Raw genomic sequence first — 23,952 nt, forward strand, 5'->3', positions numbered from 1 at the left:
GAAGTTAGACTTGAGCGTCAAAAAGCGGCAGGTTCTCGAGAGTCACGATGTCCTTGCGGTTCATGGCGTCCCCTTCGGCGAGGATGGCCATGCGCCCAATCACTGTGCCGCCCGCTTTTTCGATAAGTTCTTCCAAGGCCTTGATGGAGCCGCCTGTGCTGATGACATCATCCACAAGGAGGACCTTCCTGCCGCGAACAAGGGCAATATCCTCATCTTGAAGAACGAGTATCTGTTTTCCCTTGGTTGTAATGGAGCGGTCTTCAACAATAATTGGATTTTCCATGTAAGCCTTGACGGACTTTCGGGCAATGGCATAACGCGGCATCCCCATGAGGCGCGCCATTTCGTGAACCAAAGGAATGCCCTTGGTTTCAGCGGTCACCATGATTTCCGTTTCCGGCGGCACGCGTTTGACAAGTGCTGCAGCGGCCTTTTCCACAAGCTCCACATCGCCTAGGATGACAAAGCCCGCAATGGCCAGTTTGTCATTGACATTGAGAATCGGAAGTTTTCTTGTTACACCTGCGACGTGCAGTTCATAAAATCGGTCAGCCATTTGTATGTATGCCCCTTTCATACCAAAAGTGGTTCCTTTTCCCTTCCTTACGGCGGGAAGTGTTCCTTCATCGATTGATCACGCCAGCTGCATTTGGGTTGGTCGCAGGCAGCAGCTTCTTTGCCTGCTGGAAAGATGAGTCTCCAAAGATTGAATGCTTTAAAAACCCGCACGCAAGCCGCCTTCTTTCGCTTTTATTCAGCGTTCGTGCCAAAGGCAGGCGGCACTTTCGCACGCGGAGACAGTCAAGTTATCCACAATAAAAGGTCCCCATTCATGGGCTTTTCCAGCCCAGTGAAGAAAGTTATTCACCAAATCGAAGGTTATCCACAGTCCCTGTGGATAACCTTGTGTATAACCTATGATTGGAAAGACGGAATGGCCTAGCTGCCTTTTCCACCGCTATTCTGGGGGAAAGAAATGGAAAAAAGGCCGCGTCTTTATCCAGGACGGGCCCTCCGTTCGGAATCCCTTACAGGTCTTCCACCATGTGGGGCGGCATGCTCCACTCCACCAAAACGCCCGTATTGACCCAAAGACGGGTCAATACCTGCTGGCAGTCCTTCCAACTGTCTCTGGCAAGGAAGGTCCGCTCTTCGAAATGATAAGTACAGGCGTCAATAGGGACTTCCATCTTATGCGGTGCCGCAAGAAAGTCCATGACTTTCTGCTCGATCTGGGTCTCGCCTTTGATGGTGACCGTAAGTTCCTTGGTTTCTTCGTTATAGTCAAGCGCGCCATAATGGCCGTTATAATTCAAAGTGACACTTTTTATTGCCATACTGTTAAACCATCCTCTTTTCAAGTGATAGCCCCATTATATCATAAAGGATGGACTCGATGCACGGGAAGTTTCTGGGAGACGTACAAAAAAAATCCTGTCCCGATGTCTCAAGAAAAAAGACGCGGGACAGGACGGCAGAAATCGTCAGGATTCCTTATGATAAACCGGTTTCAGGCGCTGGGAAAGGGGCAATTTCTTTTTGGGTGCATGGGCCATGGACCAGGCCATCATGCGTTCCTGGACACTGACCTTTTCCCGGCCATGAGCGTAGACGCGGCGGTAATTGCCGTTTGAAAGCTCCATATGGGCCCCGACATTATCCTTGAGACACAGATCAAGAAAGGCCTTGATCCGTTCAATGTGGGCATGGCGCTCAACAGGGAACATGAGTTCCACACGCTCGCTGAGATTGCGGTGCATCATGTCTGCACTGGAAAGATAGAGTTCTTCCTGACCGTCATTCCAAAAATAATAGGCCCGGTGATGCTCAAGAAAACGGCCAATGATAGAACGGACCGTAATATTTTCCGACAGCCCCTTGATTCCCGGACGAAGGCCACAGATCCCGCGGACAATCAGATCGACTTTGACGCCAGCTTGGGAGGCCTCATAGTATTTTTCGATCATGGGCTGATCGATCAGGGAATTCATCTTGGCAATGAGATAGGCTTCCTTTCCCGCCTTGGCATGAGCAATTTCCCGATCGATCAGTTCGGTCATCCGTTCCCTCAGGCCCAAGGGAGCCATGATGAGCTTGTGGAAGGTGGGCGGCTCGGAATAACCGGAAAGGACATTGAAAAAGGCAGAGGCATCCTGCCCAAATTCATCGTTTGCCGTGAGAAGGCCAAAGTCCGTATAGAGCTTGGCCGTCTTATCGTTGTAGTTTCCCGTCCCCAAATGGACATACCGTTTGATGCCGGTTTCTTCCTTACGCACAATGAGAGTGATCTTGGAATGGGTCTTCAGCCCTACAAGGCCATAGATGACGTGACAGCCGGCGCGTTCCAGACGGCGCGCCCAGACAATATTGTTTTCTTCATCAAAGCGGGCTTTCAGTTCCACCAGGGCCGTCACCTGCTTGCCGTTTTCCGCCGCTTTGGCAAGGGCCGCGACAATGGGTGAATTCCCGCTGACACGGTACAAAGTCTGCTTGATGGCAAGGACCTTGGGATCTTCGGCGGCATCCCGGATGAGATTGACGACAGGATCAAAACTTTCATAAGGGTGATGGAGCAAAATATCATGGTCCCGGATCTGGTCAAAAAGGGAAAGGTCGGGCGTCAGTTCAGCTGGTACTTGGGGCGTATAGGGCTTGAAGCATAGGGACTCCATCCCCTTTTGGCTGATGAAGCCAAAAAGGAAGGTAAGGTCCAGCGGGCCCCGCACTTCGTAGATCTCTTCGTCCACAAGGTCAAGTTCTTGCTTAAGGAAGTCCTGTAGGAAGGAACCCTTTTCCGGATTGATTTCAAGCCGAACGGCACTCCCTCTTTTGCGTTTCTTTAAAGACCGTTCGATTTCCTTCATGAGGTCGTGGGTTTCATCTTCATCAACCTCAAGATCCGAGTCACGAGTAATGCGGAAAGGTACCGCATCAAGGACGCTCAATCCTTTGAAGAGCTCCCCGCAGTGTGCCATGATGAGGTCTTCCAAGAAAACGAAGGATTTTTCATCCCCCGCCCCCTTCACAGGGATGACACGGGGCAAGACGCTCGGCACCTGAATAAAGGCGATCTTACGGATGTCCTTGGCATCCCGCAGTTCAAGGGCGATATTAAGGGACTTATTGGCAAGAAAAGGAAAGGGCCGTGACGCATCAATGGCCATGGGCGTGAGCACCGGAAAGACCATTTCCTTGTAGTACCGTTCAAGGCTTTCCCGCGCCTTTCCCGAAAGATCCTCCACCCGGGAAAAGGAAATGGCATACTTTTCCAGTTCCTTTACAAGGGCAAAGAAATAGCGGTACTTGAGTTTCATTTCACTATGGGCAGCTGCCGCAATAGCCGTAAGCTGCTCCCGCGTGGAAAGTCCGGCAATGTCGGGGCGTTCGATTCCTGATTCCTCGCGGCCCACAAGACCGGCTACACGGACCATGAAAAACTCATCAAGGTTTGAAGCAGAAATGGCCACAAAACGAAGACGTTCCAAAAGAGGCAGGGTCCTGACGCCAGCTTCACGCAGGACGCGGAGGTTAAATTTTAGCCAGCTCAGTTCCCGATTGATATAATATTCTGGCTTCTTGAGATCCATAAGGGTTCCACTCACCTTTCCACTTGTTCCAGGATTGGCGTAAGGCCAAAAACTTCTTCAAAAAATCCGCTCTGTTTTTCAAAGGTCCAGCGCTCGAGGGAAAGATCCTCGCGACTTGTGACAATGACGCGGAATTGATTTTCCTTCATTACGGTCCGGCAGCCTGTGATCTTTTGCTTGCGGCTGACATCAAGGGCATCGGCAAGACGCAGGATGGCTGCCAGTTTAGCCACCGCGGGAGTTGCAGAAATCTCCCGGTCGTAGGCTTCTGGCGACAGGGCGTCAGGCGACGGCAGGGAAAAGAGATAGGATACGGACGCAATGGTCTGCTGCGCGTCGGGCCCAAATCCCAAAAAGTCCGTTGCTTGGATCAGCTCATAATTGTATAGCTTCCCCGCACGCAGGGAAAAGAACTTACCCACACCATGGAGCAGGGCGGCAGCGCGGAGCAGATGGAGGTCAGCCCCGTCGAGGCCCTCGCTTTTGGCGACCGTTTTGAAGATAGCTTCACAAAGATCTGCTACAAGGCCCACATGGACAAGATTGGTTCCAAAACGGCGGGCCACACCTCGGATTTGGCTCATCTGGATGCTCTGCATATACGCCATAAAGGCTGGATCTTTCTGGCGGGCAATATAAAGGGCCCGGATCCCGTCAATGAAACGATTGGTCACGATATAGACAAAAGGCGATCCAGCCGCCCGGATCAGTTCCTCATAAAGGGTTGCCGCCGGAAGGACCAAATCTGCTTCTTCCTCAGATAGGGCATAGACCTTTGTCAGCTGGCGGGGGGAAAGACTTCTAAGGCGCAGGAGGATTTCCTCAAGGTCCCCTGCCCCAACCTTGATAAGGCCCTTTTTGTCCGGCTTTTTTTTCAAGATCCGCGGCAAATAGCTTGATTCAACGCCGCTGATGAACATGCTCTCGACGGGCTTATTTTCCAGTTCCTGCATGACAGGAAAAAGATTGGCCCGAATATACTCCCGCAGGGCCTCCCCAAAATGGATGCTGGACTGTTCATTGCGCGTGAAGTATTCCTTCATACGGATCAGCCCCACATGCAGGTTCTGCTGATATTCCATCTCTCCCCTGCGCACATAGGTAAAGCCCATGGCTCCGCTCGATAGATCCACAAGAAGGTGTCCGCCTTTATGTTCCACCTTTTTCTTATGGGATTCCAAATGGTAGCTGAGGGACGCAATCTTTCGAAAGATTTCCTGGGGCAGGTTGATCACGTCCATGACAAAGCCCGTTTTCACAAGGACCTGATCCAAAAAGAACGTTCGATTCCGGGCTTCCCGCACAGCGGTCGTTGCTTCAAGGACATAGTCCTTGATCCCGTAATCCTTCATGAGACGGCGGAAGCCCTTCAAAATATCAATAAGAGCCCGCATCGTCTCGGTTGAGATACGCCCCGTCTTGAAGGTCTCTTCGCCCAGACGAACAGTCTGACTGGCTTCATCAAGGATGGTCACAGCATAAAGGTCAGTGTACTCAATAAGCTGCATCGTGACCCGCTCCGAGCCTAAATGGATGATGGCAGCCAGCTGTTTTTTCTTTGCCATAGTATGCCTCCCGTCTCAATCTTATGGGTATCGGCGGAAAACCTGTCACACCGCCTGGAAATCGTGTTATACTAACAGTAATCTATCATTTTCTTTTCATTGTAGCACGTTTTCTTCCCTTCATCGAATAATTTACCGATTCTTTACAGGGTACTGCTAGTATAGAGGAAAAGAAAAACAAACTTCCATAGGAGAAACAATATGAAACGAATCGGAATCATAGACGTGGGTTCCAACTCGGCACGGCTTGTCATCATGGAAATCTCAAGCCAAAAAGGGAGCCACCTCGTCTATAACCAGAAAGATCCTTTGCGTCTGGCGCTTAAGACCGATCCCCAGGGATATCTGACGGAAGAGGCCTTCACGAGCACCATCGACTGCATCCGGGGCTTTGCTTCCATGTGCCGTTTCTTCCACGTAACAGATATGGTTGCGGTAGCCACAGCCGCCATCAGGAACGCAAAAAACGGCATGAAACTGACACGGGCCGTCAAGGAAAAAACCGGTGTCGATCTGGATATCATTTCGGGCAAGACGGAAGCCTTTATGAGTTACGTTGGCGTCGTCAATACCATCAATGTAGAAGATGCTGTGATTTTTGACCTAGGAGGCGGTTCGACAGAAGTCATCCTCGTCCGAAAGCGGAAGCTCATTGATTCCGTCAGTCTGCCCATTGGCTGCGTCAACCTGACAAAGCAAAGCCGGCAGGGCTCTATGCGCGGCCGCGAAGACATGAAGACCATGCAGAAGCTCATTGCCGAACAGATGAAAAAAACGCCTTGGCTAACTGGCTGCGGACTGCCCCTTGTCGGCGTAGGTGGTACGGCCCGTTCCATTGGGAAAGTGGAAGAAAAGCGGATCAAGTACTTTACGGCCAAGCTGCATAACTTCCAATTTGATATAGCCGATTTTGCGATTTGGTACAAAGGGCTCCTCTCGACACCGCCGGGGATGCGCCGGCGCATTCCCGGCCTTTCAAGCGACCGGGCAGACGTCATCGTCGCTGGCAGCTCCATCATCAAGGCCCTGGCAGACAAATGCAATTCTAAAAAACTCATCATCTCCGGCTGTGGGCTCCGGGAAGGCCTCTTTTGCGAATACCGGCACCAGCACGAAAACATGCCCCTCATTACGCCTAACATCCTTGAAACGAGCCGCAACGACATGATTCATCAATATGTGCCAGATGAGGAACATGCCCGTCTTGTGGCCCGCTTTGCCCTGCGAATCTTTGATGGCTGGAAGCGCTTTCACAAGCTGCCGGAAAAACGCTGGCGGGATCTTGTGGAAACAGCGGCCCTGCTTCACGATACAGGGATTACCATCAATTACTACAACCACACACGGCACAGCGGCTACATCATTGAAAATGCCCGACTTTTTGGCATGAGCCATATGGACATCGTCTTTGCCTCCATCATTGCCGCATGGCACCACGGGGTAAACCGCTCCTACCTGCGCAACAAACCTTACCGGAAACTGATCACGGATAAGGATATTGAAGACCTGACGCGGGCAGCAGTTATTGTGGCCATCGCCGAAAGCCTGGATCATCCCCACATGGGGGATATCCTCGATGTGGAGGCCCGCGACCTAGATGAAGCGGCCCAGCTCACTCTCATTGCCCGCAAGGATCCCCTCATTGAAATGAAGCAGCTAAACGCCCTGATGAAATGGATCCGCAAAACCTTGGGGACTCCAGTCACTGTCGTTGTCAAACTCCTTCCCAATGGCAGCACCAGAAAGGAGTAAGATGTCATGACCCTCCAGCAGCTGCGCTATATCGTCGCCATTGCCGAAGCAGGTACCTTGAGCGGCGCTGCCAAGGCCCTCTTCATCTCCCAGCCAAGCCTTACGAAAACCGTACAGGAACTGGAAAATGAAATGGGCATCAAGATCTTTGAACGGACCAACAAAGGGGTCCTTCTCTCCCATGATGGAGAAATCTTTTTAGGCTATGCCCGTCAGGTCCTGGAACAAGCCGCACTCCTTGAATCCCACTATAAGACCCAAGCCGGCGGCAAGCAGGAATTTCGTGTTTCGACCCAGCACTACTCCTTTGCGGTCAATGCCTTTGTCGACCTCATCAAGGAATACGGCCGCGACACCTACGATTTTAGTCTTCAGGAAACACAGACCTATGAAATCATCCGTGATGTGGCGGATATGAAAAGTGAAATCGGCATCCTCTATATGAACGACTTCAACCGTTCCGTCCTGGAAAAGCTCTTCAAGACCCACGACCTCGTCTTCCATGAGCTCTTTTCGACATCCCCCCACATCTTCATTTCCAATACCCATCCCCTCCATGATCGAGATAAGGTCTCCATGGAAGAACTGGAACCATATCCCTACCTTTCCTACGTTCAAGGGGACCATAACTCCTTTTATTTTTCGGAAGAGATTTTCAGTACCGTCGTACGAAAAAAGAATATCCGCGTCACTGACCGGGCTACGCTCTTTAACCTGCTGATTGGTCTTGATGGCTATACCGTCTGCAGCGGCGTCATTGATAAACGCCTCAATGGTGAATCCATCATTGCCGTTCCCCTAGATGAGGAAGATACCATCCATATTGGCTATATTACCCACAAAAAGATTCATCTGAGCCGCCTTGGCACAAGCTACATCAATGCTTTGGAGCGTTATATTGCAAGTTTGGAGATTGGGGGAAAAAATAAGTCAGCCCAAGGATTGAGCTGATTGGATGAGGACGGGAGCTGTCAGGCAAAAATGGGAGGGAAGAGCCTCAAAGGCACGGACCCGAACCGGCCCCTCATGGGGGAACGGGGCCGAAATGATTCGCCTGGAAACATGTCCCTGCGCCCTTCCGCTTTCGCTTCAAAGAGGGCTTGGGACCCGGGCAAATGGTCCTCACTGCCGCTTGCAAGGATATGGCGCATAGCTTCTCATCCATCACCAAAGCCGGGAAATTATGTTGATCAATGCTTATGGAAAATTTCTGGTTTCGGCCCCCCGATTTCAAAGAAACCAGTCTCTCACAAAATCAAATAAAAGTTAGAGCCCAAAACCGAACCTGCCTCTACGTCCGGTTTTGGGCTTCTTTTATGTTTTTTCCTTACAATCTTTGCCTCCGTGTTATTTGCCTTATAATCTTTTCCCTTCCGGTATTTTCTTCCATTTGCTTTTTGCAAATTCGGTTCAGATGGGTTCAGATACGAGGAGTCCCCGCTTCCACCGACGACGACAGACCTGAAACGCCAGCAATCCGCTAGCGCAGCGACGCGGGAGCTGTTGCGCGAAGGTTCTCCGAAGCGGCGCCACCAAAAATAAATCGGCGACGCGTGAGTTTCTTTGCGGCCAGAGGCCGGTACGTCTAGGAGGTTGGGTGCGCGAGCAACAAAGTAGATGGGCCCATATGGACTGAAAATTGCAAAAAGCTTCCGCTTTGATAAGCTGGGCGCTGGAAGTGACGACACATGGGTAGGAAAGGAAGCCCCCAGGCGTAAGCGATTCCCCAATCAGTAACGAAACGTCGTACGAATCGACATGCCTCCATTGCTACCTTAAAATGAGAGGTTGAGCAATGGAGGCACGTCATTTTGAAGAATCGGCCCAATTTTGGGGCCGATTCCATATTTACATAAACACAACCGCCAGCGCCGTCGTAACAATCCCGCAGACACAAAGTGAGATGGAGCTCATAGCCCCTTGGATCTTACCAATTTCCAAGGCCTTCATCGTGCCAATGGCATGGCTGCAGGCCCCGATGGCAACGCCTTCAGCAACGGGATCTGTAATCTTGAAATGTTTGGCCAGAAAGGGAGCCAGAACGGCCCCTTCTATCCCCGTAATGACAACAGCAGCTGCCGTAATGCCGGGAATCCCGCCCCCGCTTTCGGAAATTCCCAGCGCAATGGCTGTCGTAACGCTCTTAGGAAGCATGGACGCCGAAAAAATGGAATTGGTCCCAAAAAGATGGCAAAGGGCAACGGCCGCGGCAATGCTGACAAGACTGCCAAAGGCGCAGCCGATGAGGATGGGCAGGAAATGTTCATGCAAAATAGCTTTCTGCCGATAGATCGTAAGAGCAAGCACAGCTGTGGCAGGACCTAGGAGCATGGAAATAAGCGAGCCACCGGTACGAAAATGGTCCAAAGGAATGCCGGTTGCCATGAGAATGAGGACAATCATACAGGAAGACGTCAGCACAGGATTGCAGACGAGCCACCCTGTCTTTTTCTGCAGTTTGACACCAATGATCCAACAGACAAGGATGAGGAAAAGGCCAAGAAAAGGCGTGGCTGTCACGTTTTCAAGCATGACGAACTCCCTTCTTTTCCCTATGGCGCAGCATCAGCTGAACAGTCCACCCCGTCACAAAATAAATCAGCGGCGTTGTCACAAGCGTAATGACCAAAAAGGGCAGCAGATAGTTTTTCAGCGTCTCCACGTATTCCATCGTGCCCACGACGGCCGGTACAAAAAAGATGCCCATATTTTCGATGAAAAAGCGGCTTGCTTTTTCAATCTGATAGGGCTTGATGGCCTTTTGATACAGCAAGGTCATCAGGATGAGCAGACTGATGACGCTGTATGGGACGGCAAAGGGCATGATGGATGCCACTATGACCCCAACGAGACAAACGCCGAAAATCAGCGCAAGTTCCATAACGATGTTCATGAGAAAGTCCCCCTCGATTTTCTTTTCTCTCTAAAAATATGCGATAGATAAAAGTATACCCTATCTGTCACAAGAATAAAAGTGATGGGCCATAATTGATGGGAAAATCGCAAAAATTTCCCTCTTTCGTTTCATAAAAAATGAGCCCCACTTTTCCCAAAGAGCAAGGGGCTCACCTTCACCTAATTGCGGCGCAGCTTCCGCAGCGCCAAAAAATGACTTACAAGATTCCCAGCATCGGTGCCACGGACACAATCGCGATACCGACAATAAGCATAACCATATCAATTTTCAGCATAAAGGACAGATACCGATCATAGGGAATCTGATAGATTTCAAGGGTCCCCATATTGGTCGCACTGGGATAGATTGCACTCGTAAAGTTAAGCCCAATCGTAAAAGCAGCAATCAGCATGACCTGGCCACCAATGGAACCAATGGGAGCACTTTGGAAAAGCGCATAGGCTACGGCACCAAGAATCGGCATAGTAATGCCGGCAACACCGCTTGTCGACTGCATAAAGAACCCAATGCCCACATAAGCAAGGGCGGCTGCAATGGCAAAAGCCCAGCCGGGAACACCTTGAAGGGCATTCTGGATCCAGTACACGAACGTTACGCTCATACCGGCCGTTTTGCTGCCCATGATGACAGAAATCCCGTTTGCCACGGTGAGGACGAGAACAACGCCCAGCATTTCACGGGCACCGGCAACAAATTCGCGAACAAATTCCGGTTCAGGAATCTTGTTGATGGGCCCCAAGAGCAAGGCACCAACAAGGAAGACAAAGGCAAATTCATCAAAGTACCAATCGCCAAATTCCGTATAATGACCCGCGCCAAACAGTTCACCCAGGATAGGGACCTTGGCCAAGCTGCGGAAAGGCAGATTCACCACGTCCTTCATGGTGCTGCCGTCAGCAAACTTGATGGCGTCCCAAGGCATGTACCCGCAGACAAGGGCCAGGATAATGACCACCAGCAGGGTGATGGACCAAGCTTTGCGGCTCGTAAATTCTTCCATTTTGTGATCTTCATCAACAAGGGTCTTGATATCAAGACCGTGGACGATGGATCTTGTTGGATCCCTTTTGACCGTGTCGGCATAGTGGAGCATATAGACGAGCCCCACAACATAAAGGACGAAGAAAATGACAATACGCAGCAGCATGCCGCTGCCCATGGACAGTCCATCGGTTCCAATGGCCCCTACGGCAGCCCCCAAGGAAAAGGGGTTGACAATACTTGCCATATTGCCCGCCGTAGCCCCGACAAAAAGGACACCGATCCCAGTAATGACGTCATACCCGGCAAGTACAAAAAGGGGAACGACGACCATGGAATAAGCCGGGATTTCTTCCCACAGTCCATAGACCGCGCCAAATAAGGCAGAAACAAACATGAGAACGATGATCAGGGCCTTTCCCGTAAACCGTTTGAGGAGCCAGCCAATGGCCGAATTCATGGCTCCGACATGGTTCATGAGGTGCAGGAAGCTTCCCCGGCCATAAGGATGGCAAAGCCAACAGGAGCGGCCTTGACAAAGCCCCGGATCGGCGCCATGAGGATGTCCCACAGGCCCATGGGCTGCAGGCCCTGTCCGGTCACGACTTTGCCTTCGACCATAATGGCGTTGTAAATGATTTCCTTTGTCCCGTTATTTTTAACGACAACGGATTGAGGGACAAACCAAGTCAGGATAGCGACAACGATCAGGACTAAAAATACAATGGAATAAGAGCTCAGCATTTGTTTCTTTTTCTTTGCTTGTACGTCTGACATAAGGACCCTTCTTTCTATTTGTACGGAAACAGGAAGCAAGAGGAGGCATCAGCGGTTGAAATTCACAAAAGTGTGGATGTAGATTTTCATCGCCGTTTTATAATCATCAACAACCATATTTTCATTTGGCATGTGTTCACTTTTTTCAACGCCGGGAAGGATGATGCCGTAGGCCACACAGTTATCCATGGCACGGGCATAGGTGGCGCCGCCGCTGGAAAGGGGTTTATGCTCCGTATCACCCGTCGCTTCAACATAGCTATCCATGAGCTTTTTGATGATAGGCGAATCAAGGGGCAGATAGACCGGTTTCAACCAGTCAAATTCATGATAGGTAAAGCCGTATTCAGCCGCTTTTTGCGTAATGGCTTCAACCGCCTTTTCCTTTGGATAGGTCACGGGAATGCGCATATCGATGGACAGGATTTCTTCTTTTTCCGTAAGTTCAATCTTACCGAGGTTGAATTTGAGCTCACCGGATGCGTCATCCTTGACATCACCAAAAATAGGTTCTGCAAAAAGATGCCCCTCCAGATTGTCCTTCACAAAACGGGCCGCCTTCGTCGGGTATCCCATGGCCTCAAGGGCAAGCAGATAGCGATGGATGGCATTGACACCCTTTTCAGCAAACTGGGCATGCATCCCTTTACCAAGAATGCCCACGGTCTCCCCTTCATCGCGGTATTCATAATGAAGATTCTTCAGGGCCTCTATGAGGGCCTGCGATTTAGGAGCCTTGACATAGCTGGGAACGACGTTATAGGCATCACCGGCCTTAAAGGTGAGACCACTTTCGTTCGGCGCATGGAGTGTATATTCAAGGACCCCTTTTTCAGCATGGATAAGGGGGAAAATGGAATCAGGCGTAAAACCAAAATCCGGTTTTTCCTCTTTTTCCATATAGACCTTGATGCCGCGCCAGAGGTTTTCTTCATCGGTGCCAAAAATAAAGCGCAGACGGTAATTGGGGGTAAATCCTTCGTCAAGAAGAGCTTTAACGGCATAGACAGCAGTCAAGGTTGGGCCTTTATCATCCTGAACGCCGCGGCCATAGGCCTTACCGTCGCGGTAGTTCACTGTAAAGGGATCACTCTTCCAATCATCGATGAGCCCTGGCGGGACCACGTCAAGATGCCCTAAAACACCGATCAGGGTATCGCCTTCACCAATTTCCGCCCATCCATAGTAACCGTCTGGATCGGCATACGTACGATACCCCAGGTCCTTCATAAGGGCCATGGTTTCATCAAGAACCTTCTTGATGGCCGGCACATGGGGATAGTCATCGTCTTCCTTAAGATAGCTCGGGACCGCCACAAGCCGCTCCATAGCCTTTAGAAACTGGGGAAAGTTTTTTTCCATGCGCCCATAATAGCGCGCTTTTTCGTCCGGTGTCATGATTCTGGTTCCTCCTTTTTTCAGGAAAGTCCTGTTTCGTCGAAAAATTCAGCAAACAATTGATAAAATAATCTTTCACCACGATTATATCATAGGGTAAGGGCGTCCATAGAGCGACAAAAAAGGGTTTCCTGCGTAAAAGGAAACCCTTCCTAGGGGAGTACGCGGTTCATGCAGTCCAGCGTCCCTCCCCTCTGGATTATGAAATATCTCAATCGGTTACCTGCGTCTTATGAAGCTTTCGATAAAACGCTTCAAGCCCCCTCTTCTTTGCCCTGTAATAGGGCTTTTTCCACGTTGAAAGGCCCTTTCCGAGAAAAGGCGTATAGACGCCGCCAATCCGCAGCTGGCGCAGGACAATATCCTCATAGGGGACATCGGGATTTTTCAGCATATCATACATGGTCATGAAGGCCGTTGTTCGTCCCTCACCGGCAACGCAGTGAAAATGAAGCCAGGCGTCCTTAGGCAAAGTCTTTACGAAACGGCGGAACCGCTCAATTTCCCCTGCATCAGGCCACAGATGGTCTGTTGCTGTAAAGCGGACATACATCACTCCTTTTTGAGCAGCAAGTTCCGCTTCCGTAAGCACCTGACCCGCCTCCACGGTCATGGTTGAAGCAGACCTTTTATCCGTTTTGAGACGCACAAGGGTCACGTCCTGTCCCTGAAGGGCGTGGATACGCTGCGCTTCATCAGCAAGTACAGCAAAGTGTCCCTTTCCCCTGTTGGCCCAATTCCGTTTCCCATACCAGCTTACGGGCATTCCATTCACAAAGCCATGGCTCTCCTGTCGCAGGTCAACAAGGACAATAGGTCCTTGGGTTCTATTTCGAAGATCTGCAAGGATTGCATCGAGTCCTTTTTCAGAGTACTGGCTGGATCCTGAGATATGGAGCTCAGACAGTCCTTTGCAGCTGGGAATACGGGAAGAAGCTTCCTTTGCGTAGCGAGGAGGGATTGCCCGATAAGCATCATCACAGGTCCTATAATTGCGCGGAAGTCCAGGTGCATTTTCTGCGTCAAGACGCCACAGCGCGCCTTCGTAGGAAAAAGGCGCCTCAAGGGGCACGCTTTTAGGGGCCTCCTTTGCTCTGACGCAAGGAAGAGGCGCTGAAAAAGCAATCAAGGAAGCGCTTAGCATCAGTAAAAAGGGAACCTTTTTCAGCATCTTTCCTCCTATAAAAAACAAACCCCCAACCCGTAACACGAGTTGGGGAATCTTCCAAATTGGTGGAGCATAGGGGGATCGAACCCCTGACCTCAAGATTGCGAACCTTGCGCTCTCCCAGCTGAGCTAATGCCCCAATAGTTAGTATTATAGCCCTTTCCCTAAATTCACGCAAGAGAAAATAGAGGGTTGGATGACAATATTATACGACGTCGTCAGCCTGCTTCGCGTTTTTCCCAGCATCGGGGCCAATCTGGAGCCCTATTTGAAAAAGGAAAATGGAGAAAAGGCCATAACGTCGGCGCCAAACCGTGTCCTTCGGACTGGGCGCCGAATTAAATCCGTCCTTAAACATGTTTTTCGGACTTTCGCTCCGCTCCAAAAGCGACCTTCGAAACCCGGGCGGATATGCCTCGCTTTCGCTCGTAAGGAAACGTCGCTACGCTCCTCATCCACCACCAAAAGGGCACGCTTGCCTCATTTTAATGAGGCAACATGCGGCTTTTGGTCCCCCGCCCTGGTGGAGCGGCTCGACTCTACGAGTCGAGCTCAGAGGCAAAACACAAAGGCGGGCAGTGCTTAAACGAAGGAAATCATTTCTTAATTTCATTGTAATCATAATCATATGGATAGAATGGATAAAGATCCCATCGGATAAATATTCCCCCATATCAGACTAACTACGCTAACGGATTCAACCTACAAAAAGCCCAGAACCGAACTCGTATCTACGTTCTATTCAGGGCTCACGTCACGGTCTTTTTGCCTTGGAGACGGCGAAAGCCGTTCCGCCCCGCCAGGGCGGTAAGCGCATCGCCGATCGATTCGCAAGCTTCCTTGGCGCCTTTGAAAAAGCGAAGCGAGAGATCGTGACAGGCGCTTATCCAGGGAGCGCAGAGCCCTTTTATCCCTTACATCCGCCTAATTAGACTCCGGCGGATGCAAAAGTAACGGATACGTTTTCGTGTATGACGATGTTGCAGACAATCTTTCTTAGCAGGATTGTAACAAGCAGGCTTGTTGGGTGGTGGATGAGGAGGCCGGTTTGTGGCCGACGTTTCCTTACGAACGGCTAGCGAGGAGCATTTTTCGATGGGCCAAAACCGCTGCGTATGGAGCTCTTGCTCCATAGCCGGTTGCAGGACCGTGTTATCGAAAAATTGATTCGGCCCCCTCCGGTCGGGACGCTTTGTGGCCGCGCGTTACTCTCTTTTGCCTTACGGGCTTTTCTTTCATTTGCTTTTTGTGAATTTGGCTCAGACGGGTCCAATTGCGAGGAGCCCCGCTTCCACCGACGACGACGGACCTGAGACGCCAGCAACCAGCTAGCGCAGCGACGCGGGAGCTGTTGCGCGAAAGTTCTCCGAATCGACGACGCGTGAGTTTTCTTGCGGCCAGAGGCCGGTACGTCTAGGAGGTTGGGAGTGTGGGCGACAAAGCAGCTGGGCCCATATGGGCCGAAGATTGCAAAAAGCTTCCGCTTTGATGAGCTGGGCGCGGAAGGTGACGACACGTGGTTAGGAGGGGGAGCGCCCAGGCGTAAGGGATCCCCAAACGTGAGACGGACCCTCCTACGAATCGACATGGCCCCATTGCTTCCATATATTTCAACGAAAGCAATGGGGCCATGTAACTTCATCAAATCAGCCTGATTTTTGGGCTGGCCAAAAACAGTTACGCTTTATCCTGCGCCTCCTGCTGGGCCACCAGGTCCGCCAGCGTCGTACGATCTACGACAGAATCCACGGCTTCCTGGATTTCCTTATACAAATTCAGGGTAATACATTTTTTGGCGCGGGCACAGACTGTATGGCCCGGTTCCAGACAGGCCACAGGGGCAAGGGATCCTTCGACAGCGCGCAGGATCTCTCCCGTCGTATATTCTTCCGGTGCCTTGACAAGCTTATAGCCGCCTTGGGCGCCGCGAGCGCTCTTGACCAGTTTGGCTCTGGAGAGGGCAGTAATGATTTGCTCCAAATATTTCTCGGAGATTTCCTGGCGTTCGGATACACTGCGGATGGGAACAAAGTTTTCCTTGCCATTCATGGCAAGATCCAGCATGAGACGCAGGGCATACCGACCTTTTGTTGAGATCTTCATGACGTGGTTCCTCCAAAAGCATTCTTTCTGACTCTTGCCATACCATTTTACTATAAATTTCAAAAAAAATCCATACTGTTTGATAGGAATTAAAACTGTCAGAAATTCAGCCCTTTTTTGCCATGAATTTCCGGATTTCCGCATATTTTTCCTGTAGGACACGGCGGCTTTCCTCCAAAAAGGCCGTCAGATAAGGAGCCTCGTAAGGAGCCTTAGCCGTTACAAGGTCCGTCCGGAGCGTATCCGTGATTTCCTTTACGGAAAGCGGCGTAAGGGGGGCTTCCTTTGCGTCAAAAAGGGAAGTCAAATGCAGCTGTGAACAAAAGGTCACCCCTAATTTACGCCGTGCCAATTCAAATTGGGTCTCATCATCACTGATGGAAAAAAGTGGGGCCGTAAAGAGGCCTTCCCGTTTAAGGACCTCCGTAACCCGGGAATAAACAGTGCTTCGCTTTTCTTTTCCAAGGATCGTGAGATTCTCAAAATCGTGAAGACTCACCACACTCCCCGGTTGAAGCGTGACTGCCCGTCCTTTTTTGAGATGTCCTTTTACATACTCTCGATTTCCGACAAGGTAAAGTGCCTCCGTCCCGACGGGGATGCGGTGAAACAGCGCCGACTCCGTACAGTCCACACCAAGCAGCACGTCAAGGCGTCCCTCCTCAAGAAGGGGTTCCAGCTCCCTGGTATCCCCGAGCACGGTCTCCACCGTAACGGCGGGATAGGCCTTATGATATCGCTCCAAAAGATCGGGGAGAAAACATTTGGCCCGTGCCGCATTGGTGCCAAGACGCACATGTCCCCGCGTTCCGGCTTCCCGCTCCTTTAAGTGCACCAGGCAGCGGCGTTCGATAAGATCCATTTGCCGTACGGTTTCGTAAAAAATGCGGCCCGATTCGGTGAGTGCAACGCGGGGAGACCGCGTAAAAAGCACGGTTCCAACTTCTTTTTCAAGCTTTTTGATATGTTCACTGAAACTTTGCTGCGTAATGTGGGCAAGGCTGGCCGCCTTGGTAAAATTGAGCGTCTTTGCAGCAAGGAGGAACATTTCATAGGAAGTTTGCATGGACCTCCCCCCTTTCCTTTTTTATTTTATCACAGGTTTTACCCTGTGGTCTATGTAGGAACCTTCTGTTTTACGTAAGCTCCGTTTTCGGCTACACTAAAGATAATCAATCCCGTACCACAAGGAGGAACCAGTTATGACTCTCATCGATCCCAATGCGGAAGCCTATTATATCGGTCTCATGAACGCCGCGGGCTATCGCGACAAGGACCTTAAAAAGCCCATCATCGGCATTGTCAATTCCTGGAACGATGTCAATCCCGGGCACAAACCCTTAAAGGAGCTGGCCCAATATGTTAAAGAAGGCGTTTGGGCCGCTGGCGGCGCGCCGGCTGAATTTACGGTCCCCGCTCCCTGCGACGGCATGGCCCAGCTAAGGGGTATGCAGTATGTACTGGCTTCGCGCGACCTCATTGCGGGCTCCATAGAAACCATGGTACGGGCCCACAATTTTGACGGTCTCGTCTTTTTGTGTGCCTGTGATAAGATTGTCCCTGCAATGCTCATGGCAGCCGCTTCCCTTGACCTGCCGAGCCTCTTTTTGACTCCAGGATCCATGCTCCCTTATGAGGAAAATGGCATCACCTATGCTACACCGGACCTCAAGGAGTCAATTGGAGCCTACAGGGCCGGGAAAATCGATGAAACGACTTTCTCCCGTTTCCGCCAGAATATCTGTGCATCCTGCGGTACCTGCTCCATGTACGGCACGGCAAATACCATGGCCGTCTTTACGGAAGCTATTGGTCTTGCCCCCTTTGGGTCGGCGACAATGCCCTTTTGCGTCTCCCAGAAGGTAAAACAGGCCCGTGATGTGGGAGAACGGATTGTCACTCTCACGCGGGAAAAAATCACAGCCCGCGCTTTCCTTACCAAAAAATCCCTTGAAAACGGTATCCTCCACACGTCGGCAACGGGCGGTTCCAGCAACTTTGCCCTCCACATCATGGCCATTGCCTCCGTCTCCGAGGTTCCCCTTACCTTGGAAGAATTCGATAAGATCCAGGAACAGGTCCCGGTCATCGCGAAATTTAAACCGGCCTCCCAATACAATATGGTTGACTACGGCAAAGCCGGTGGATCCCTAGGAACGCTCAAGACCATTGCACCCTTCCTTCACAAGGATGTGCCTCTTGCCATGGGCGGCACCTTAGGCGAGGCCCTTGATGCCTTTACAGGACCCATTGACCGGAACGTGATCCACGATCTGACAGATCCCCTATTTGAAAAGGGCTGCTACAGCGTGCTTTACGGGAACCTGGCCCCAAAGGGTGCCGTAGTCAAGAAAAGCGGCGTCGACCCTGCCATGTTCGTTCACCGCGGTCCTGCCGTCGTTTTTGATTCCGAAGAAGAAGTGATGGAAACCTTTCTCCATAAGGACATCAAACCGGGGTCCGTACTCGTCATCCGTTATGAAGGGCCCAAAGGCGGACCAGGCATGCGGGAAATGAGCATTCCCGCGGCTATGCTCATCGGCATGGGCCTTCAAAAATCTGTCGCCATGATCACGGACGGCCGTTTTTCCGGTGCCTCCCGCGGGCCCTGCGTCGGACACATTTCACCTGAAGCCTGGGATGACGGGCCCATTGCCTGCGTCAAAAACGGGGATATGATCCACATCGACCTCAACCAGCATCTTCTCGAAGTGGAAATCTCAGATGAAGAACTCCAGCGGCGCAAAAAGGAAATCCAAAAGCCCAATCACCCTGCTTTTGGCGTTATGAAGCGCTACCGCGGCATTGTCAGCGGAGCGGAAAATGGAGCCCTGTGGCTTTACTGATGGACAGACTTGGGGAGTTTGTCCACACTTCCTGCACAAGGTACTTTTTCTGAAGTGCCTTGTGCATTTTTCTATACAAGATTCGACAGCTTCTATCGTCTATCCAGATTTTATATACAACGGTTTCTCGTTTTTGGTGTATAATGGGGCTGTACTATTTTGCGAATTATCGGATTATTTATTGTCTTTTTTCAAAGAGAGGGAAAAAGGCCCTGCATGCATCCATGAGGAGGTGCCCCGTGCCCCTCAAAAGGGAGGTTTATCCTATGACAAGACTGTCCATTGAGACCCCATCCAGTGCCGAAGTGGTCCTGCGCGGGCTCTACCGGGATATAGAGCGGCGCATCAGCGCCAGTTCGCCCGGTCTGTGTCCCATTGATATGTCGCTCAGTTTCCTGCGGCTCTGCCATGCCCAGACCTGCGGGAAATGCGTACCTTGCCGCATTGGACTGGGCCAGCTGGCAACGCTGATTGAATCCGTCATGAACCGCACGGCCACACTTGAAACCATTGACCGCATCGAGCGGACGGCAAAAGTCATTGCAGACTCGGCGGACTGTGCCATTGGCTACGAGGCTGCCGTCATGGTCCTTAAAGGAGTCAAAGGCTTCCGTGACGACTACGAGGAGCACATTCTCCGCGGCCGCTGCATTACGGGACTCACCCATCCGGTTCCCTGCGTCTCTGTCTGCCCAGCCCATGTGGATGTCCCGGGCTATATTGCCCTTATCCGGGAAAAGCGCTATGACGAGGCTGTCGCCCTCATTCGTAAGGATAATCCCTTTCCTGGTGTCTGCGGCTATGTCTGCGAACACCCCTGTGAAATCCACTGCCGGCGCCGCATGGTTGACGATGCCGTCAATATCTGCGGGTTGAAGCGCTTTGCCATTGACCATTCAAAACCCGCGGCACCGCCCAAAAGTGCCAAACCGACGGGACGCACAGTTGCCATCATCGGCGGCGGTCCTGGCGGCCTTACGGCAGCCTACTACCTATCCCTCATGGGACATTCCTGTACCATTTTTGAGCAGCGGCCCCAGCTAGGCGGGATGCTCCGCTATGGCATTCCTGATTACCGCCTGCCGCCGGAAATCCTTGACCGTGACATCAGTCATATCCTTTGGACGGGTATCGATGTCCATACAGGCATCTCCATTGGAAAGGATGTCGGGATCGAAAATATCCAGAAAGATTATGATGCTGTTTACATTGCCATCGGTGCCCACAGCGACAAAAAGCTGCGCATCGAAGGAGAAGATGCCAAAAATGTGATCAGTGCCGTCTCCATGCTGCGCGGCATTGGAGAAAACATCATTCCTGACTTTACGGATAAACGCATCTGCGTCATCGGAGGCGGCAATGTCTCCATGGATGCGACAAGAACGGCCAAACGCCTTGGTGCGGCAAGCGTCATTTGCCTCTACCGGCGCCGTGTCGAAGATATGACGGCCTTACCCGAAGAAATCAGTGCTGCCATGGCAGAAGGCTGTGAAATCCGTCCCCTTGAAGCGCCTGACCACATCGAAAAGGATGGGGATGGCAAAGTGGCAGCCCTATGGACCCGTCCCCAGATCATCGGGAAATACGGTCACGATGGCCGGCCCCGTCCGGGAAACGCGGCGACGGACCTCACGCGCATTCCCTGCGACTACGTCATCGTTGCCATTGGTCAGTCCATCGTCACAAAACCCTTTGAACAAATTGGCGTGGCAACAGATCACGGTGCCATCAAGGCCGAACGGTCAAGCGCCGTACCAGGCCTCAATAATATCTTTGCCGGCGGCGACGCTGTTTCTGGACCGGCTACGGTCATCCGAGCCATTGCCGCGGGAAAAGTCGCGGCAGCCAATATCGACGCATTTCTCGGCTTTGACCACAAGATTTCGGTCGATATCGAGATTCCGCCGGCCCACTTTACAAACACGCCGCCCTGCGGACGCATCAATCTCAAGTATCACGGAAGACCTGACTGTTCCGGTGACTTCAGCCTGCCTGTAGAAGGTATGACGGCCGAAGAAGCCCGTCAGGAAGCAAGCCGCTGCCTGCGCTGTGATCACTTTGGCTTTGGCAGCTTCAAAGGAGGGAGACAAACCGAATGGTAACACTCACCATTGACAATCAAACCGTCCGCGTTGCGGAAGGAACGACCATCCTTGAAGCAGCCAAATCAGCAGGAATCATCATCCCCCATCTGTGCTACCTCAAGGAGCTCAACGAAATTGCCGCCTGCCGCGTCTGTTCCGTTGAAGTAGAAGGGGAAACGGCTATGGTTACGGCCTGCAACAGTTCTGTTGTCGAGGGCATGGTCGTCCATACCAATTCGCCGCGGGCCCGGGAAACACGCCGCATCAATGTGGAGCTCATCTTAAGCCAGCATGACTGTCTGTGCGCCACCTGTGTAAGAAGCGGCAGCTGCCAACTCCAGCGTCTGGCAAACTCCCTTGGCATCATTTCCCTTCCCTACGAACGGGAACTGCCTAAAGGCGCGCGAGGAGCCTGGACCACAACCTACCCTCTCTACCGAGATTATCAAAAATGCATCAAATGTATGCGCTGCATCCAGGTCTGTGACAAGATGCAGACCGTCCATATTTGGGACGTTGATGGCACCGGATCAAGGACCACGGTCGATGTATCCCATAACCGCGTCATCAAGGACTCGGACTGTACCCTCTGCGGGCAGTGCATCACCCACTGCCCTACGGCAGGCCTTCGGGAACGGGATGACACGGATAAAGTCTACAGTGCCCTTGCCAATCCTGAGCTCATTCCCATTGTCCAAATCGCGCCGGCGGTCCGCACAGCCCTATGTGAAGCCTACGGAGTTTCCCCCCAGGAAGCACCGATGGGAAAACTGGCCGCTGCCCTGCGCCGTATGGGCTTTCGCTATGTTTATGATACGTGCTTTGGGGCCGACCTTACCATCATGGAAGAAGCCAACGAATTTCTCGAGAAATTTAAGAACGGTAAGACAAAGAAATTCCCCCTATTTACAAGCTGCTGCCCCGGCTGGGTGCGCTTTCTCAAAGGAAAGTTCCCGGAACTGACAGACCGCCTGTCAACCTCCAAGTCCCCGCAGCAGATGTTTGGCGCCATCGCAAAGACCTGGCTTGCAAAAAAACTGGGAACGGAGCCGGAAAAACTCTTTCTCGTTTCCATCATGCCCTGCCTTGCCAAAAAAGCAGAATGCGACCTTCCCACGATGCGGACCCAGCATGGTAAGGACGTGGACTGCGTCCTTACGACACGGGAATTTATCCGTATGCTGAACGCGGATCGCATCTATCCCCACCTGCTCAAGGAAGAACCCCTCGATGATCCCATGGGAACCCATACAGGGGCTGGCACCATCTTCGGTGTGACAGGCGGCGTCATGGAAGCAGCCCTGCGGACAGCCTATTATGAAGTCACAGGAAAAGATCCCGATCCGGACCTGTTTGCCGACATCCGCACCGGTCCGGCCCTCAGGGAAAGGACCTACACCTTGGGCGGTGCCGACGTGCACTGCGCTGTTGTAAGCGGTCTTGGCAACGCGCGGCACCTGTTGGAAGCCATCAAAGCAGGAAAAGTCCATTATGACTTCGTGGAAGTGATGGCCTGTCCCGGCGGCTGCAGCGGCGGCGGTGGCCAGCCGATTTCCATCGATGATGAAGAGCGAGCCGAAGCGCGCGGTCAAAGTCTCTATGCCCTTGACCAAAAAATGGCCCTGCGCCTCAGTCATCGCAATCCTCAAATCGAAGCCCTCTATGCGGAATTTCTCGGCAGCCCCCTCAGTGAAAAAGCAGAGGAACTGCTCCATACCGATCAGGGGGCGTGGGAAGTGACGGAGTGTTATTAATCGGGTCGAAGCAAGAATCACGCCAATCTCCCCAAGAGCATGCTTCCATTGCTTACTTCCGTGTTTTGTGGATGCAATGGAGGCATGCCGAAAGGTAAATGGGAAACCACGAAGACTATAAATAACTGCACTAGACAACTGACTTGCGTCGTCAGTGGAGGCGGAAGCTCCTCGCAATTGGACCCATCTGAACCGGATTTGCTTTTGCAAATTTTGTTCACGTTATAGATATGATTGGCACAGTAGACGTTATCAGCCATAAAATAAGTTTTTTTACGCATCTTAGCATTGGAAGGAGAAACTATGGAGATTTTAGTGACCGGCTTCGATCCTTTTGACGGCGAACCCATCAACCCAGCTTGGGAAGCCGTAAAACGCCTTGATGGAAAAGTGATTGACGGACAGCATCCCGTGCATGCCCTTATGATCCCTACAGTCCGTTATGAGGCGCTTTCGGCCATCAAGCGCGGCATCGGGCGGTTTGATCCCCAGCTCATGATCGCCGTTGGACAGGCGGGGGGACGTATGGCCATTACCCCTGAACGAGTTGCCATCAATTGCGACGACTTCCGCATTCCGGACAATAAAGGCAACCAGCCCATTGACGAAATGATTGTGCCGGACGGCCCGGCAGCTTATTTTTCAACTCTTCCCATCAAGCGCATCGTAATGCGGCTTATGGCAGCGGGAATCCCTGCTCAGGTATCAAACTCGGCTGGAACCTTTGTCTGTAACCATGTCTTTTATGGGCTCATGGATTTCATGAAAAAAGAAGGCAAAGGGCGCCGCGGCGGCTTTATCCATGTGCCGTACCTTCCGAAGCAGGCCGCCCGCCTAAAAAACGAACCCAGTATGAGTCTAGAGATGATTGTGGAAGGGTTAACCCTTGCCATTAAGGCAAGCGTAGAAATAGGAGTCGATGAGAGAATGACAGATGGAGTGGAGTGTTGATTATTTATTCGGTGCACAAATTGCACTGACTAAATAATAGGCAGCACCGTTTCCTTACAAATAGCA

The 23,952-nt window shown here is 51.7% G+C and carries 18 protein-coding genes and 1 tRNA gene; 6 read left to right on the forward strand and 13 right to left on the reverse strand.

All coding sequences use genetic code 11. The features are described from left to right. Positions 1–4 precede the first annotated feature (4 nt). From DW817_RS05635 to DW817_RS05650, 4 genes are all read right to left on the reverse strand, one after another. The gene (locus DW817_RS05635) at positions 5–559 is read right to left on the reverse strand and encodes a phosphoribosyltransferase family protein (protein WP_009015176.1); all 555 of its coding nucleotides are present in this window, start codon (positions 557–559) and stop codon (positions 5–7) included. Between the two features lie 472 nt (positions 560–1,031). After that, positions 1,032–1,340 carry a hypothetical protein gene (locus tag DW817_RS05640; protein ID WP_009015175.1) on the reverse strand — a complete coding sequence of 103 codons (309 nt, stop codon included), beginning with the start codon at positions 1,338–1,340 and terminating at the stop codon, positions 1,032–1,034. 147 nt (positions 1,341–1,487) lie between these two features. Continuing rightward, positions 1,488–3,590, reverse strand: coding sequence for an RNA degradosome polyphosphate kinase (locus DW817_RS05645; RefSeq protein WP_014129093.1), 2,103 nt, complete (start codon positions 3,588–3,590; stop codon positions 1,488–1,490). Between the two features lie 11 nt (positions 3,591–3,601). Beyond that, a complete protein-coding gene (locus DW817_RS05650; RefSeq protein ID WP_009015173.1) occupies positions 3,602–5,155 on the reverse strand; it encodes a hypothetical protein in 1,554 nt (517 codons plus the stop codon). Between the two features lie 201 nt (positions 5,156–5,356). Between DW817_RS05650 and DW817_RS05655 the strand changes: the two genes are divergently transcribed. After that, a complete protein-coding gene (locus DW817_RS05655; RefSeq protein WP_009015172.1) occupies positions 5,357–6,907 on the forward strand; it encodes a Ppx/GppA phosphatase family protein in 1,551 nt (516 codons plus the stop codon). Positions 6,908–6,913: 6 nt separating this feature from the next. Next, positions 6,914–7,858 carry a LysR family transcriptional regulator gene (locus DW817_RS05660; RefSeq protein WP_009015171.1) on the forward strand — a complete coding sequence of 315 codons (945 nt, stop codon included), beginning with the start codon at positions 6,914–6,916 and terminating at the stop codon, positions 7,856–7,858. 897 nt (positions 7,859–8,755) lie between these two features. Here DW817_RS05660 and DW817_RS05670 read toward each other — a convergent pair. The 9 genes from DW817_RS05670 to DW817_RS05710 form a co-directional block, all read right to left on the reverse strand. Beyond that, a complete protein-coding gene (locus DW817_RS05670) occupies positions 8,756–9,439 on the reverse strand; it encodes an LrgB family protein (RefSeq protein WP_009015170.1) in 684 nt (227 codons plus the stop codon). After that, complete coding sequence (locus DW817_RS05675; protein ID WP_009015169.1) at positions 9,432–9,800, reverse strand: CidA/LrgA family protein; 369 nt, start codon at positions 9,798–9,800, stop codon at positions 9,432–9,434. The genes DW817_RS05670 and DW817_RS05675 overlap by 8 nt, the downstream gene beginning before the upstream one ends. A 220-nt stretch (positions 9,801–10,020) precedes the next feature. Next, the gene (locus DW817_RS05680) at positions 10,021–11,283 is read right to left on the reverse strand and encodes a YfcC family protein (protein ID WP_243634076.1); all 1,263 of its coding nucleotides are present in this window, start codon (positions 11,281–11,283) and stop codon (positions 10,021–10,023) included. Then, the gene (locus DW817_RS10840; protein WP_243634077.1) at positions 11,280–11,582 is read right to left on the reverse strand and encodes a hypothetical protein; all 303 of its coding nucleotides are present in this window, start codon (positions 11,580–11,582) and stop codon (positions 11,280–11,282) included. The genes DW817_RS05680 and DW817_RS10840 overlap by 4 nt, the downstream gene beginning before the upstream one ends. Before the next feature lie 48 nt (positions 11,583–11,630). Beyond that, positions 11,631–12,980, reverse strand: coding sequence for a Sapep family Mn(2+)-dependent dipeptidase (locus tag DW817_RS05685; protein ID WP_021737409.1), 1,350 nt, complete (start codon positions 12,978–12,980; stop codon positions 11,631–11,633). A 211-nt stretch (positions 12,981–13,191) separates the two neighbouring features. Then, positions 13,192–14,151 (reverse strand): inositol hexakisphosphate, encoded by a 960-nt coding sequence (locus DW817_RS05690; RefSeq protein WP_021737451.1) that lies wholly within the window; start codon positions 14,149–14,151, stop codon positions 13,192–13,194. A 60-nt stretch (positions 14,152–14,211) separates the two neighbouring features. Further along, a tRNA-Ala gene (locus tag DW817_RS05695) sits at positions 14,212–14,287 on the reverse strand. Between the two features lie 1,538 nt (positions 14,288–15,825). Next, complete coding sequence (locus tag DW817_RS05705) at positions 15,826–16,251, reverse strand: Rrf2 family transcriptional regulator (protein WP_009015165.1); 426 nt, start codon at positions 16,249–16,251, stop codon at positions 15,826–15,828. A 106-nt stretch (positions 16,252–16,357) separates the two neighbouring features. Then, positions 16,358–17,317 (reverse strand): LysR family transcriptional regulator, encoded by a 960-nt coding sequence (locus DW817_RS05710; protein ID WP_014129100.1) that lies wholly within the window; start codon positions 17,315–17,317, stop codon positions 16,358–16,360. 136 nt (positions 17,318–17,453) lie between these two features. Between DW817_RS05710 and DW817_RS05715 the strand changes: the two genes are divergently transcribed. From DW817_RS05715 to pcp, 4 genes are all read left to right on the forward strand, one after another. After that, positions 17,454–19,097 (forward strand): dihydroxy-acid dehydratase, encoded by a 1,644-nt coding sequence (locus DW817_RS05715; RefSeq protein ID WP_009015163.1) that lies wholly within the window; start codon positions 17,454–17,456, stop codon positions 19,095–19,097. 266 nt (positions 19,098–19,363) lie between these two features. Then, on the forward strand, positions 19,364–21,199 hold the full coding sequence (locus tag DW817_RS05720) for an NAD(P)-binding protein (protein ID WP_009015162.1): 1,836 nt from the start codon (positions 19,364–19,366) through the stop codon (positions 21,197–21,199). Further along, positions 21,193–22,935 carry a [FeFe] hydrogenase, group A gene (locus DW817_RS05725; RefSeq protein ID WP_021737390.1) on the forward strand — a complete coding sequence of 581 codons (1,743 nt, stop codon included), beginning with the start codon at positions 21,193–21,195 and terminating at the stop codon, positions 22,933–22,935. Before DW817_RS05720 ends, DW817_RS05725 begins: the two co-directional genes overlap by 7 nt. A gap of 303 nt (positions 22,936–23,238) precedes the next feature. Further along, positions 23,239–23,886 carry a pyroglutamyl-peptidase I gene (gene pcp, locus DW817_RS05730; protein ID WP_120111440.1) on the forward strand — a complete coding sequence of 216 codons (648 nt, stop codon included), beginning with the start codon at positions 23,239–23,241 and terminating at the stop codon, positions 23,884–23,886. The last annotated feature ends 66 nt before the right edge of the window (positions 23,887–23,952 follow it).

The organism is Acidaminococcus sp. AM33-14BH, assembly GCF_003603525.1.
Taxonomy (GTDB): Bacteria; Bacillota; Negativicutes; order Acidaminococcales; family Acidaminococcaceae; genus Acidaminococcus; species Acidaminococcus intestini.